Origin of the sequence: Enterobacter sp. CPE_E1241 (assembly GCF_045618265.1) — a bacterium.
GTDB classification, from domain to species: domain Bacteria; phylum Pseudomonadota; class Gammaproteobacteria; order Enterobacterales; family Enterobacteriaceae; genus Enterobacter; species Enterobacter adelaidei.
Genome location: NZ_JBIWYV010000001.1, coordinates 4178452 through 4191632 on the forward strand (window position 1 = coordinate 4178452; position 13181 = coordinate 4191632).

Consider the following 13181-nt stretch of genomic DNA (forward strand, 5'->3'; position numbering starts at 1 on the left):
AGGTACTTACCGATGAAGGCTGCCTGGAAAACGTAAAAACATCACACGTTAATCCGGTTTTTTTAAGCAGGCAAGGGATTACGGACAGCTTTGAGCGAGAAGCGGATAAAGTAAATCTATCTCATTTCTGCATTGTGCCAGAAGTAGACATAGGTGAATTAGGTAACCCTAGAGATGCACTTTGAATCAATGATATGAAATGCTGAAAAGGTAATTAACTAATTCAAAATTTGAATAATCAGTTATCTCTTCCATGCTTAATACGTAACCTTAGCTAAGGAGAAATTATGTTAGACGAATACAAAAAATGCATCGAAGCCTGTTATCTATGTGCAACGGCATGTGATAACTGTGCGGCTTCGTGTCTCGACGAAGAGAATCTGGAGATGATGCGCGAGTGCATAAAACTGGATATGCAGTGTGCAAATATCTGCCGTCTTGCAGCTCAATTCATGACACTAAATAGCGGGTCTGCCCAGGATCTTTGCCGTCTTTGCGCTGATGTTTGTCAGAAGTGCGGTGACGAGTGTGGAAAGCATGAACATGACCATTGTCAGGATTGCTCAAGCGCTTGTCATCACTGCGCCGAACAATGCAGAAAGATGGCCGCCTGAGAAAAACTCAAATTACCAAACCCGCTTCGGCGGGGTTTTATATTCCCGGTAATAAGTCGTAGAAGGATGAGATAGATGAGTTTAAGAGTACGGGCGGGAAATAGATCTACTCGAAAGTACTAGCCTCAATGACAAATTCTGGCACAGATTATTTGATTGGCTCAATGTCCGTTTTCGCTGACAGCGGACTGCACCCCGCCGGGGTGACCGCTTCGTGCCAGAATTGGACGTTTCCAAAATCTGCATGCACTAATCGGTGGAGAGCAGATCTCACTGCATAGCCATGCAGACGCGCAGAAATCATCAGGGGCGTTTGAAAGGTGCCGGAAACAGGCGGGAGGCCGCAGAAACGTGCTGAGGGCGCCTGCGGCTGTCAAAGCAAGTTTAAAATGTCACCTCTTTGTGCAAGATAGAAAGGGCACTTTCAGCCTATGTAATCATATTAATGTGACTGCTGCGTTATCCCACTCAACCAATTAATAAAGCAAAAGTTAAATATGAAAGACTGGAATAAAAATATAACGAAAACATCTTAATATGGAAATATCTGTGTCAACGGGATCTTTAGTTATTGAATATCTGGTTCTAAATAGGTTCTACATTCAACGGGAAGGGAAACCAAATATCTATATGTTTTTTATAAATACCATTACGTGGCAAACAACAATCTGCATATTTTTTTAAAGAATCTCCACATGGACAAATATTTTCTGGCGATAATACTCCATCATGTTCTTTCGCCTTAAATCTCCAGGTCGTAATATTGAAAATTTGATGTGGGGATTGTATGTATTTGACAACACTAATTAAAGTTGAATAGTTATAATGATCACCATCATTGGAGAAAAAAACACTACATTTGTTAACGGGATTACTAACTATGTCATAAGTAATTAATTCAAAATCGATCACTTCATCAAAGCAAAGAACTCCATTATAAAGTTTATTTTTAACATGACCACAATCATTAATAAAACTACGGGTTGTATTACATACTGAACATTTCACTTCTTTTATTATTTCACGAGAACTACCGAAGATTTTATATGGGAATAACGCCTGCCAATTACATACCATTCTCGCTAAGAAGTTAACACCATAGAAATTAACCTCAGGCAGAAACTCATTATTTTCTTTAATATGTATTAAATCTATTTCTATCCTTTCAAGTTCTACCCATGCTTCATAAAAATCACCTCTTGTAAGTAAATTAATGACTTGAATATATTTTAAATGGGCTAGTAAAATTGTTTTGTATAAAAACAATCTGTTTGATTCATTATTCAAGCTCAAGGATTGAGCTTTTTTTAACTCAGCATTAAGATAATCAAGAATAGCACTATCTTCTTGAGTAATACACATCCAACGCTTTAACTTTTCGTGAATATTCATAATATCTATATAGATTTTTATTTGATTTTGTTAATTACTTTTAAAACATCGTCTACTTTTCCAGAAACAGTGTATTTCACATGTTTTCCTGATTTATTTTTTTTAATTATAGAGACTTTAACGTCTATATCTCTAGTTCCAAAGTTATCAATTTTTTTCTGAATATAATTTGAAACAAGATTTACTAAAAAAGGTATCATTACTGATGTGGCAAAGAAAGTGCCTAACGCTAACGTTATACTGTTTAATTGCAGGTACGAAACACCATTAGAATCTCCGTACACTTTAACATTAGAATGTGATTGCTTGGTGAACTGGAAAAAATCCAGTGCATTACCTCCAGTAATTTTTGAACTATCAAAAACGATCGCAATCTCATCATCTTGAGGTTCATATGAAGAAATGATTTTTACCTCTTCATCTTCATCACTCATTTCACTCAAAGTAATGGGGTTCATTCTCAACTCCTTGTTTTATATTTTTACATTCAAATTTTACTATACGACTGGTTAATTGCTCCTGTCCAACACACACCAGAGTTCATATGCTTAGCATACAAGGGACCAATGCCAGTAGCGACAGGCTAGTGTGTCAAAAAACCACATGAAGATCAATCTCCTGCGGAAAATTTGGCCGCAATTAGTTTCATTGTCCTTTCCATGCCTTGATAAACTGTCGCATCTGTAATGTTTAACCTTGCGAGTTCCTTAAGTATTCTAGCTTTGTTTCTGATCACTATTTTTTCTACTTTAAACTCTTGCATAGCATCATCAGGGTTTGAAACTAAATCGGGATAAACAGCATTATTCCCAAATAATAAGAATGCACCTGACTGTGATGACATCCTTTCATTATTATTTCTTCCTTTAACGAAAATTAACCTTTCCAAATCTGATGGTATAATTACATCTTTAAAATAAGGTTTTTCATCTTTAATGTAATGTATGAGTTTTTGACAAGCTTCAGTTTTATTGAAAGCCTCCTTGTCCATTTTACAATCCAGCTGATCTTTCAGTGTTTGACTTAGCATTGATATATTTGATATGCAACTTACTGTATCAGAGTCAAAGAATTTTATACGATCCCTTTTTGTTTTGAAAATAATAACATGTCCATCAACCTCATTTGTATTTTCATTATTACTAATGTCGCAACAAGCGAAATACAGAGCGATTAGTGGATTTGATGTTATATCCAACAAACGAGTTGGTAGTCCGTAGTGTTGCATCCTTACTAACTTGTCTAGCATTGTTTTATCATCAACAAACTCAGTTGGCCTTGCTGTTAGGGCTTCACGGACTAAATTTGATTCACTGTGCAAATGCTTGAAGTTACCTTTTTTGTTTTTCCTGAAAACTGATGGAGCCAACTCGTAAGATACATCAGAATGTCCACGATAAAATATTTCTGCATCTTCTTCATGATCTTGTTCTAAAACACGCGCCATGAAACTTTGAACATTATCTATTATTGGGTAGTTATCAACTTCATCAGGAAGTGCTTCAGTAGGAGGAAGTGGTGTACTTCTTGTCGTTATATTTAGAAGTGCTAATGTTTGATTTAAATCACGTGCTTTTATTCCCCAGTGAGTCCGTTTCAGCCCATATGCACCTAATTCTAAAGCTGTTTGATATAACTCTTTGTTTATCACTACGACATCATCTTGTGAGTGAGTGATTCTGAAATCAAACTCAACATTTTTGTTAACTGTTCGTAGATTTGAAATTACACCAAGTCGCAAAGTAATGTATTCAACATTGTCTCGGGAATAAAGTTCTGACATAAAAAGCGTAGGTAATTTCTCAATATAAGATAATGCTTTATCATTCAAAGGCGTTAACTTCAACCGGATGTCATCAGAGGTGCCTTCTAACATACGTGATATAGGAAAATCACAACTCCCACTAACCCGTTCATACATGGGCCAATGTTCAAAATAGTCAGGTTCTCCGCCCATAATTAGATTAAACATTAAAACTAAATCCTTATATTTTACTTAATGAATTATTTACAATCCAATCAATTGCGCCAGAGGTGCGAATCCAAGGCTTTATATTATGATTCACATAATAAATGGCTTCATCCATTCCACCTAACGTGATATATCCACTGTTAGACTTGATCTGTAATCTGCACTTCGATAACAAGCCGGGGATGTGTCTATTAGAATCAATCGCAGCTTTAGCGATATCATCGGCATCCGGGGATGACTGTCGGTAGGCGAGTAGGGCGCGTGTATACTGAAAAAACGAACGCATATCCCCAGGATAATCGTCCAGTAGCAAGGCCAGATCATCCACCATTTCAAGCTCAAGGTAATAGTTCGCTAATAAATGACGAATCCCCTGGTTATCGTTCGGGTTGAGCTTCAGCATTTCGCGGCTATGAGCCATAGCCGGATAAAAATTACCAGACTCCCATAAGGCCTCAGCCAAAGCTGCTTTTGCTCTCATATATGGACGTGTTTCGACAAATCCCCAGAAACGTCCTGCGAACTCCTGAAAATCCTCGCCAAGTGCAATGCTGGCTGCGTACAAAGCAGTCTCCAGCTTCCCGATTTTTGACTCAGGAGGTTCTTGAGATATCTCGCAGTAGAATGAGTATGCGTCAGCACAGAGCGGGGATTTCTTGATAGCTTTTCTGATGAGTTTCAGCACAACTTCCAGGTCATCATTTTCCCAGGCATCGAACATGAACTCCTGAGCCGCAACCAGATCTAGATGTAATTGCTCAGAGCTGACAGCAGTTTTATACAAATCAACGCGCTTTGTAGTCGGGAATTTAATCATCTCAAGTATCCTTTTGGGGACTCACTGTTCCGGTACTTTGCAGCACTGATGGTCGATTCTATCGCTTTGAACTTGCCACAAACAAGCTCGGGTCTGCCAGAACGGGATTGATAGCCCGGAGCTGTTCCTGGATGCGCACCTGAGCCTTACGGCTGGGCGATTTTTTGCTTCGTTCCCGTTTGCCTTCGCTTTCCCGCTCATCCTGTTTTACCTGAGCCAGTCGGAGTACAGTCCCGAGACGTTTGTTATCAACAATCTGCCCCTGGTCGACACAGGCCAGCTTATCAAATGCCTGGCACTTAAGGCTCCGGTGCCCATAGAGGAAGGCGAGGGTGCCATCGGGATAATCCAGTACTTTAATTTTTTCACCGGCAAGACGGCTATTTTCTTCTGTGGTGTCCATGAGATAAAGGATCTTATCGTACTGGAAGGTCAGTGATTTCGACACGGTACGAACATCATGCCAGGCAAAGATGTCTCTTAATTCATCGGGGCTTTCCTGCACCGGACGATGCAAATCTTTGGGGAACTTAGCCGGTCGTGAAAACCGGCTGTTAAAGTCAGCGATGAAAGTGGCAAGCCAGGCATTTGCGGCCTCAATGCCGGTTATACCTTCCAGACGCATTTCTTTGATCAGCCGATCCTGAAGTGTCTGATTCGCACGTTCCACGCGGCCTTTAGCTTCAGAGCTGTTGGCACAAATAAGCTCGATTGCCAGGTCATAAAGCACACGTCCGAACTGGGTAACGGTGGTATTGCGTTTCTCCGGACCACTGACGCGAAATATTGCGTGTTTGTCACTGTACAGCGATACCGGCTTCCCATGCTGCTCGATGTATTCCCGGGTTGCCAGCATGTAGTCAAAGGCTGTTTCTGACTCGCTGAACCGCAAATGCATCAGACGCCCGGTGGCATCATCGATAAAGACCAGCAGGCAGCATTTTGGCGCACGGCCTTCAAACCAGTCATGGTGGGAGCCGTCGATCTGGATAAGTTCACCCAGACAATCACGCCGATGTCGGGGTTGATAAACCCGTGACTTACGGCGAGCATGCGGGACCCAGAGTCCGTCAGACGTCATCCAGTTGCGGACGGTCTCGATTGAAAGCCGGATATTATGGCGCTCTCTGAGTTTTTCTGCGGCCAGTGTGGGCCCAAAGTCACTGTAGTTTTCACGTATCAGCGTGAGTACTCGTAGTTTGAGAGATTCGGTCAACCGGCGGTTGCTGGGCTGGCCGCGTTTGCGGCTGACAAGTCCTTCAGCACCAGAAACTCGGTAACGATTGATAAGTCGTTGCGCCTGACGTTCTGAAATGCCAAGCTGTGATGCTGCATCACGACGGCGTAGACGCTTTTCACAAACTGCCTGTATCACCGGTAGGCGGTGGATCTCTTTATCTGACATGGTCACCAACATGCGTTGAGCCCCTTAGAATTGCATTCAGTTTAGCTTACTCTAAGGTGACGTTTCTATCTGGATAAAAAGTGACATTACTAAATGGTTCTAACATGCGGCGGTGCGCCCAAGGGTTGTTATGTTTAATATGGCAGAACTTTCCTGTCGCTATCATTTTGACGCCCGCTATTCGCTCATAGATATGCCTGTCGCGTTTGCGGCTTTACTTGTTATACCCAACCTGCCTGATTTTTATCGCCAGCATCCCGGAATTGAAATTATCCTGAGCAGCTCAGACCGCCGACGGAATATGCTGCATGATGGCCTGGACTGCATACTGAGGGTGGGGGAGCTGGACGATGGCGACTATATCGCAAAGGAGGTGGGAACCGTTAAAATGACGACCTGCGCCAGTCCTGCGTATCTTGATCAACACGGCACCCCGGAAACAATGGACGAGTTGCAGCAGCATCAGGCCGTCAACTGGATTAACAGCAGCAACAGACAAGTTATGCCCTGGACATTCGGGACGTCAGAGGGCTCCACCGAAATTGAACTTCCAGGCAGGCTTGTCGTGGATAACTCAGAAGCCTACATTGCAGCAGGCCTGGCGGGGCTGGGAATACTACAGGGCATGAATATTTTTTTGCAGCCTTATCTCGATCGCGGGCTGTTGGTAGAGGTTCTGCCAGATAATACGTCCCCGAATCGCAAACTGTAACTTCTGTATCCGCACCGCCATCTCTCCCGAAAAGTACGGGCGTTTACCGACTGGCTGGAAAGTTTATTGTAAACGCCTGGGGGCCTGCAGCCTGCTGGTACGTGCGCTGCCTTTTATCGGCCCGCCAGCTTCTGTATGGCTTCACGGACAGGAGCATCGCCAGACGTCAGCTCAATGATGACGCGGCTGACGGCAGGTTGCTCAATGAGTTCAGCCAGCGTAGCCGCCACGTCATCACGGGGCACGTTACCATACGGGATGGCCAGGCCGGCACGTACATAACCCGTACCAGTCTTATCCTGCAGCGCGCCGGGGCGCAGGATCACCCAGTCAAGCTCGCTTTGTGCTAGTTCCACATCGGCCATTTTTTTAACACGCATATAATTTTCGAATGATTCAGAAGTGGTTTCTCCCCGTGCGGACTCCGGGAATGCAGAAACGAGCAGAAAGCGAGACACACCGGCACTGAGGGCGGCAGCTACCGACTTTTTCAGCCCTTCGCCGTCGACCGCATTGGTCATCTCCTGTCCCCCCTTACCGCCGGCACCGGCAGTAAACACCACTGTATCACTACCTGCAAAGTGCATCGCCAGCGCAGCTGCATCCAGCTCTGTCAGGCTCCCACTGACGGGCTCAGCACCCAGCTCGCCTAGCAATGCCTGCTGCTCTGGCTTACGGTAGAGGGCACGAACAGCATGCCCCCTACCTGAAAGGATCCTGCACAGACGCTGGCCGATTTTGCCTGCACCACCGATAATGAAAACATGAACCACAGTTGTCTCCTTCTGGGGTTATGATGTGTCCGAAATTATAACCTGACATCAGGTCAGTTCCTTTGAGCCTGACCGATTGCACTGCATGCTGCTGCCAGCACCAGACAGCTGGTCAGATACTCAGTTGTTCTTATAGCTGAGAACAACAGCCGTACCGATTTAGCTCTCCCGTCACGATGAGAACTCCTGAACCGGTTACACGCAATGCCGGCCAATATCTTCCGTTATATTCGAAAGATCCACGCAAGTTACTGAAGTGCGAGGGACGCAATGTGTACCTTGAACGAACTGAAGTCAGCGGAACCCTGAAGGTTCGATTCCATAGCGTTCAGAAAACTGCTTGCTGAAGCTCGATAGTGAATTGTAACCCACCCGCCCCGCGACCGTTTTTACCGGCAGCGTCGATGTCATCAGCAGGCGGAGAGCCTCCGCGATACGTGCATCGGCGATAACTGAGCGTAAGCTGGTTGACTCACTGGCCAGGTGGCGCCGAAGCGTGGGGCCACTGAGTCCCGTCAGATCTTCAATTTCAGCAGCACTCCAGGGATGAGCCGGTTTGTCCGCTACCATCTGACGGATTTTCATGGCCAGACTTGGCTGCCGGGCTCGCAGCAAAGCATGGTATCCCATGCCATAAAGCCAGAGCACCACTTCAACCATGGCGTGCAGGGAAAGCGGACGCTTCCCTTCCCGCATTGCGGCTGTCCAGCGGTTAAGGGGTGAAAGAAGAGCTGATACGGAAATGGCTGCGATGCTGCCGGTGTCCTGTGGTGGTGGTGCGGCAAGTAACAGCCTGGCTGCTTCAAGCTGTTCCTCCGCGAGCACCACGCTCAGGGCAACAAACTCACCACTTTGTTCTGAAGGGGCATATTCTATATCGATGCTACGGGCATTCGGGACGACCATAATCTCGCCCGGGATCACCCGGTGCCATTTCTCATTTTCACGATACCGGAATTCTCCTTCCAGCGGGAAGGAAAGGGTCGCACCTTCCACCTCGAACTTCTTTACCTGATGCGTCTGTTCTGCGCGAAGGCAATCGCAGGGAAGTGGAAAACGGGAGCGTGCCAGGGTAAGAAGCTCAGCGAGGAGATCATCAACGGGAGAATCGGAAAAGCTGACTGTTTGCATATTCATCCGGAATTTGACTTTGACCGCTATTATACGTCGCCATATACAAAAGCATACAGCGACGCGTGCGGTTGTCTATTCCCGGATGACAAAAATCAGGCCGATTATAGTTATTGCCATACCCACAAGCATGGGCAATGTAATGGCCTCTCCAAACAGCAACCACGCTTCAGCTGCCGTGAGAATGGGAACCAGGTAAAAGTAAGTAGCGACTTTGGTTGCTTCACCGCTTCGTATCATAAAAATCAGCAACATAATCGCCAGAACCGATACGCCAATAACCAGCCAGCCCAGACCCAGCGCAAATGATAAGCTCCACTGCGTCGGAGCAGATTCGAACATCAGGCTAATTGCACCCATCGATATTGTCAAAGTGACGTACTGTAAAAACGTGTTCGCAAAGATATGTCCATCTCCCTGAGCACGGCGCTGATAAAGCGCTCCGATCGTTACGCCAAATAACCCCAGCATGACCGACCCAAAAGCCACAGGATCCAGTGCAAAACTATGCTGGCCTGGCGAGAGCACCAGGAAAACGCCCGCAAAGCCAATCGCAATACCCAGCCATTTCCGGGGATGCAGGGACTGACGGTGCATGAGTGAAACCAGTATTGCAGTCAGTACCGGCTGCAGGCCGGTGATGAGCGCCACAATGCCTGACGGCATGCCACGATGGATGGCATAAAAGCATCCGCCCAGAAAGAAGCTCTGCAGGAAAAGTCCGACAATCAGGTTGCGAACCATTCCTCTGCCGGACGGAAAACGGGCCCTGAACCCCAGTGTAAGCAGCAGAAGGACCAGACAGGAAAATGCGCCACGCAGGAATAAAAGATGAAACGGCGCGCTGTACTGCACGGTAAATTTGGCTGCGACAAACCCTGACTCCAGAGGAATACAAAAAGCCAGGGCGCAAGAGTAATGAGCCATTTTTTTGTGAGGCAGTGATATTCATAGTATTGCAGGTGGGTTCTTGTCGGGCGATATGAAAGGGGATCTTCCCGGTCACTATTGTGTGCACCGGGAAGGAAGGTGATCAGACTGCGGGTGACCACAGGTCGTAATTCAGTGCGAAGCTGTTACCTTCACGGATAACCTTACCGGTAGTAGGCAGGTTGAAGTGCATACCACTGACAGCCAGGTTATCGCTCGCTGCGCGGTCAAGCACTTTGCTACGGATGGCCGCCGCCGCCGCAGGATCGCTGTCGAACGCGATAGTAACGTCAGGCTGAGCAACCTGAATGTGCGGGAAGTGAACAATATCACCCCAGATGAGCAGCGACTCTTTTTCATCACCCAGCAGATAACCGGTATGTCCTGGTGTATGGCCGAACAGCGGTACAGTCTGAATACCTGGTAAAATCGCTTCCTCGCGGAATGGCACCAGTTTGTCGTCATAAGCGCTGAAGGCGTTCCTTGCTACTTCAAAGAACGGCTTGAATGCGTCAGGCGCGCCAGCGGAAATGGTTTCATCACGCCAGAAAGCGAGTTCTTTCTCATGCACAAACAACTGCTGAACATTGCGGAAAACGGGAGTCTGCAGGGGGCCTGCAAGCCCGCCGATATGGTCAGGATGCGCGTGAGTCAGGAGAAGGGTATCAATCTGAAGCGGGTCAATGCCTGCCGCGGCCAGGGCTACCTGAAGCCGACCGCCCCAGCCATTGATACCTCCGGCACCACTGTCAATCAGGATGGTTCGCTCAGGCGTCTGGATAACGTAGACGTTGATATTAATACGGGGTACTGCTGGCACACCGCGCTTCTGCAGTAAATCCTCGGCACGTGAGCCGTCAATACCAGACAGCAGCTCAAAAGATACGTCCAGATAGCCATCACTCAGCATGGTCACAGTCATGTCACCTACTTTTTTGCGATTGATAGCCGGGGCCTGCCAGTTCAGTTGTGAAGTCATATTGGTCTCCGTTACGATTAGAGGTCATCAGGTTTTACTTTAGCAATAGTAACGAAATTTCTGGTTCGAACTGCTCATCCTGCTACGTAAACCGCTCATTCTTAAAATCCGGAGCACAGCAGGTTATATTGCTTTTGCCTTTCTCATGTAAGGTGTCGGTATTATCTTTACCGGAGCCTGTAATGGACATTATTGGAATTATCATGTCGGCGGGAAAAGCCTCTGACCAGTCCTCAAGCACCCGACAATAGTGTCCCGCCTCAATCCCCGCCAGGGCAGAAGACTCCGGCAGGTAGGCCAGGCCGTAGCCATCTTTTACTGCCTGAAGCATTGGATAAATGCTTGAAAAAGTAAGCTGCCCGTCCACTTTTTTCACAATCTCCCCCTGCCTGACAAATTCCCAGCCATACAGCGGGCCTGTGGGTGACAGACGTATATTGATGCAGTCATGTTTTTCCAGCTGAGAGGGATGTAGCGGCAGACCTCTTTCTGCAAGATAGGTGGACGATCCAATGACGACAAACCGTATGTCCGGTGCGATTCGGACGGCCACCATATCCTTTAATATGTCATCACCAATTCGGACTCCGGCATCAAAATTGCCCTCAACAATGTCGACAAAACCGTTCTGCTGCGACATTTCCACCTTGATATCCGAATATTTTTTTAGTAACGGTGACAATCGTGGCCAGAGACATTCATGAATCATGTGATCTGATACCGTAAGTCTGACCAGCCCAGCCGGTGTATGGCGCAGTCTCTGAAGAGCTGTCACGCCCGCTTCAATGCGCGCAAGACCGGGTTCAAGCGTCAGTAATAATTGTTTACCGGCTTCGGTGACAGCCACCCGCCTGGTTGTACGCATAAGTAACGGCATGCCAACGCGCTCCTCGAGACGACGTATCGTGTGTGAAAGCGTGGATGCCGAGATCCCGAGGCGGACAGCAGCCCGTGAAAAACTGCACTCCTGTGCTACTGCCATGAATGCAACATAGTCATTAAAATCGTGACGCATACCGTTCCCGTTCAGGATCTCCGATAACATTATCAGAACCATTTAGGTTCATGATGCCGATTCTGTGAGCCATCAGGCAACCCCCCCGTTCCGCTCATCCGATCATAATTTTTATAAATCTAGATATTGGTAAATCTCAATATGTGGAATAAAGTGTCGTGGTTCTGCGGCTACATCGGCCGAACGACGACATGCCAGGTCGTAAATGCTGAGACATGGCGTTTCAGTGATATTGAAAATTCGCTATATCAGGATATGTAATGAAGACGAAAAACCTGTTCTCTCCCACCAGACTAGGTCCCTACACCCTGAAGAATCGTGTTGTACTTCCGCCTTTAACCCGCTCACGGAGCTCACAACCGGGTGATATTCCGAACGAACTGATGGCTGAATATTACGCACAGCGCAGCAGTGCCGGGTTTATGGTGACCGAAGGAACACAAATCGAACCTCGTGGGCAGGGTTATGCGTGGACCCCGGGGATCTACAGCTCACGGCAAGTGGAAGGCTGGAAGAAAGTGACGCGGGCAGTGCATGAAAAAGAAGGCATCATTTTTGCCCAGCTCTGGCATGTCGGAAGAGTATCCCATAACTCCCTGCAGCCATGTAACGCCTCGCCTGTCGCTCCGTCGGCGATACCGGCAGGGGAAAACGTTAAGGTATTCATCGAAACCGGGCCGGGAGAGGGTGCGCTGGCTACCGCTTCCTGCCCCCGCGCACTGGAAAAAGAGGAAATTAGTGAGATTGTCAGGATGTACGCCGGGGCAGCTCAGAACGCCCTTGATGCCGGTTTTGACGGTGTGGAAATTCACTGTGCAAATGGATACCTGGTTAACCAGTTCATGTCATCCCATAGCAACAAAAGAGAGGATGAATATGGTGGCTCATTACATAACCGGCTGCGGTTTCTGCGCGAAGTGACGCAGGCTGTCGCTGATGTGGTCGGTAAAGACCGTGTGGGAGTCCGTTTTGCTCCGCTCTTTCAGACCACGGATGAAGTAAGGGTCTATCTTGGCCTGGTGGAAGATGATCCCCATGAAACCTATACCGAAGCCGTTAAAATTCTTGAAGAAATCGGAATAGCCTATATTTCTCTTGCTGAAGCCGACTGGGATGATGCTCCCGAATTGCCTGAAGCATTCAGAGCTGAAGTCCGTAAGTTATTCAGCGGTGTAATTATGTATGCCGGGCGATATACGCAAGAAAAAGCCGAACGGATTATCGGTGCTGGCTGGGGAGACATTATCGGATTTGGCCGCCCGTTCATAGCTAATCCGGATTTACCGCAGCGCCTTTATCATGAATGGCCACTGAATCCGGTCGATCCAACAACCATGTATGGTGGAACGGCAAAAGGCTACACAGATTATCCCGCCTTTGGCTAACCATTCTTATGAGCATCAGCTTTTCAAAAGCTGATGCTTAACGTAGAGAAGTATCG

General features: G+C 46.9%; 12 protein-coding genes and 1 pseudogene. 3 read left to right on the forward strand and 10 right to left on the reverse strand.

The annotated features are described in order from the left end of the window. The first annotated feature begins 287 nt into the window (after positions 1 to 287). Positions 288 to 614, forward strand: coding sequence for a four-helix bundle copper-binding protein (locus tag ACJ9Y9_RS20450; RefSeq protein ID WP_022649401.1), 327 nt, complete (start codon positions 288 to 290; stop codon positions 612 to 614). Between the two features lie 585 nt (positions 615 to 1199). Here ACJ9Y9_RS20450 and ACJ9Y9_RS20455 read toward each other — a convergent pair. The 5 genes from ACJ9Y9_RS20455 to ACJ9Y9_RS20475 all read right to left on the reverse strand — a co-directional run bounded on the left by ACJ9Y9_RS20455 (position 1200) and on the right by ACJ9Y9_RS20475 (position 6200). Continuing rightward, positions 1200 to 2006 carry a hypothetical protein gene (locus tag ACJ9Y9_RS20455; protein WP_016239971.1) on the reverse strand — a complete coding sequence of 269 codons (807 nt, stop codon included), beginning with the start codon at positions 2004 to 2006 and terminating at the stop codon, positions 1200 to 1202. A gap of 17 nt (positions 2007 to 2023) precedes the next feature. After that, complete coding sequence (locus tag ACJ9Y9_RS20460) at positions 2024 to 2464, reverse strand: hypothetical protein (protein ID WP_016239970.1); 441 nt, start codon at positions 2462 to 2464, stop codon at positions 2024 to 2026. Positions 2465 to 2616: 152 nt separating this feature from the next. After that, complete coding sequence (locus ACJ9Y9_RS20465; protein WP_000482601.1) at positions 2617 to 3978, reverse strand: FRG domain-containing protein; 1362 nt, start codon at positions 3976 to 3978, stop codon at positions 2617 to 2619. A gap of 13 nt (positions 3979 to 3991) precedes the next feature. Continuing rightward, complete coding sequence (locus tag ACJ9Y9_RS20470; RefSeq protein ID WP_000589340.1) at positions 3992 to 4795, reverse strand: hypothetical protein; 804 nt, start codon at positions 4793 to 4795, stop codon at positions 3992 to 3994. 58 nt (positions 4796 to 4853) lie between these two features. Further along, positions 4854 to 6200 carry an ISNCY-like element ISLad2 family transposase gene (locus tag ACJ9Y9_RS20475; RefSeq protein ID WP_076611902.1) on the reverse strand — a complete coding sequence of 449 codons (1347 nt, stop codon included), beginning with the start codon at positions 6198 to 6200 and terminating at the stop codon, positions 4854 to 4856. 187 nt (positions 6201 to 6387) lie between these two features. Between ACJ9Y9_RS20475 and ACJ9Y9_RS20480 the strand changes: the two are divergent. Next, positions 6388 to 6984: pseudogene (locus ACJ9Y9_RS20480) on the forward strand (LysR substrate-binding domain-containing protein); the annotation flags it as partial. A gap of 41 nt (positions 6985 to 7025) precedes the next feature. On the opposite strand, the gene ACJ9Y9_RS20485 reads toward ACJ9Y9_RS20480, so the two are convergent. From ACJ9Y9_RS20485 to ACJ9Y9_RS20505, 5 genes are all read right to left on the reverse strand, one after another. Then, the gene (locus ACJ9Y9_RS20485; protein ID WP_007897903.1) at positions 7026 to 7685 is read right to left on the reverse strand and encodes an SDR family oxidoreductase; all 660 of its coding nucleotides are present in this window, start codon (positions 7683 to 7685) and stop codon (positions 7026 to 7028) included. Positions 7686 to 7979: 294 nt separating this feature from the next. Further along, on the reverse strand, positions 7980 to 8816 hold the full coding sequence (locus tag ACJ9Y9_RS20490; RefSeq protein WP_023279881.1) for a helix-turn-helix transcriptional regulator: 837 nt from the start codon (positions 8814 to 8816) through the stop codon (positions 7980 to 7982). Between the two features lie 75 nt (positions 8817 to 8891). Then, positions 8892 to 9743, reverse strand: coding sequence for a DMT family transporter (locus tag ACJ9Y9_RS20495; protein ID WP_023279882.1), 852 nt, complete (start codon positions 9741 to 9743; stop codon positions 8892 to 8894). Between the two features lie 106 nt (positions 9744 to 9849). Continuing rightward, complete coding sequence (locus tag ACJ9Y9_RS20500) at positions 9850 to 10725, reverse strand: MBL fold metallo-hydrolase (RefSeq protein ID WP_017384065.1); 876 nt, start codon at positions 10723 to 10725, stop codon at positions 9850 to 9852. Between the two features lie 82 nt (positions 10726 to 10807). Further along, positions 10808 to 11740, reverse strand: a complete 933-nt coding sequence (locus ACJ9Y9_RS20505; protein WP_158002126.1) for a LysR family transcriptional regulator — start codon at positions 11738 to 11740, stop codon at positions 10808 to 10810. A gap of 260 nt (positions 11741 to 12000) precedes the next feature. On the opposite strand from ACJ9Y9_RS20505, the gene ACJ9Y9_RS20510 reads away from it, so the two are divergent. Continuing rightward, entirely contained in the window at positions 12001 to 13125 is a 1125-nt protein-coding gene (locus ACJ9Y9_RS20510; protein ID WP_023279877.1) for an alkene reductase, read from the forward strand. Positions 13126 to 13181 lie beyond the last annotated feature (56 nt).

What these genes read in the sequence shown, in the direction of transcription:
- ACJ9Y9_RS20500 (WP_017384065.1), bottom strand. Translation starts at nt 10,725, where the DNA reads ATGACTTCACAACTGAACTGGCAGGCCCCGGCTATCAATCGCAAAAAA.
- ACJ9Y9_RS20490 (WP_023279881.1), bottom strand. Translation starts at nt 8,816, where the DNA reads ATGCAAACAGTCAGCTTTTCCGATTCTCCCGTTGATGATCTCCTCGCT.
- ACJ9Y9_RS20505 (WP_158002126.1), bottom strand. Translation starts at nt 11,740, where the DNA reads ATGCGTCACGATTTTAATGACTATGTTGCATTCATGGCAGTAGCACAG.
- ACJ9Y9_RS20450 (WP_022649401.1), top strand. Translation starts at nt 288, where the DNA reads ATGTTAGACGAATACAAAAAATGCATCGAAGCCTGTTATCTATGTGCA.
- ACJ9Y9_RS20465 (WP_000482601.1), bottom strand. Translation starts at nt 3,978, where the DNA reads ATGTTTAATCTAATTATGGGCGGAGAACCTGACTATTTTGAACATTGG.
- ACJ9Y9_RS20455 (WP_016239971.1), bottom strand. Translation starts at nt 2,006, where the DNA reads ATGAATATTCACGAAAAGTTAAAGCGTTGGATGTGTATTACTCAAGAA.
- ACJ9Y9_RS20460 (WP_016239970.1), bottom strand. Translation starts at nt 2,464, where the DNA reads ATGAACCCCATTACTTTGAGTGAAATGAGTGATGAAGATGAAGAGGTA.
- ACJ9Y9_RS20510 (WP_023279877.1), top strand. Translation starts at nt 12,001, where the DNA reads ATGAAGACGAAAAACCTGTTCTCTCCCACCAGACTAGGTCCCTACACC.
- ACJ9Y9_RS20495 (WP_023279882.1), bottom strand. Translation starts at nt 9,743, where the DNA reads ATGGCTCATTACTCTTGCGCCCTGGCTTTTTGTATTCCTCTGGAGTCA.
- ACJ9Y9_RS20475 (WP_076611902.1), bottom strand. Translation starts at nt 6,200, where the DNA reads ATGTCAGATAAAGAGATCCACCGCCTACCGGTGATACAGGCAGTTTGT.
- ACJ9Y9_RS20470 (WP_000589340.1), bottom strand. Translation starts at nt 4,795, where the DNA reads ATGATTAAATTCCCGACTACAAAGCGCGTTGATTTGTATAAAACTGCT.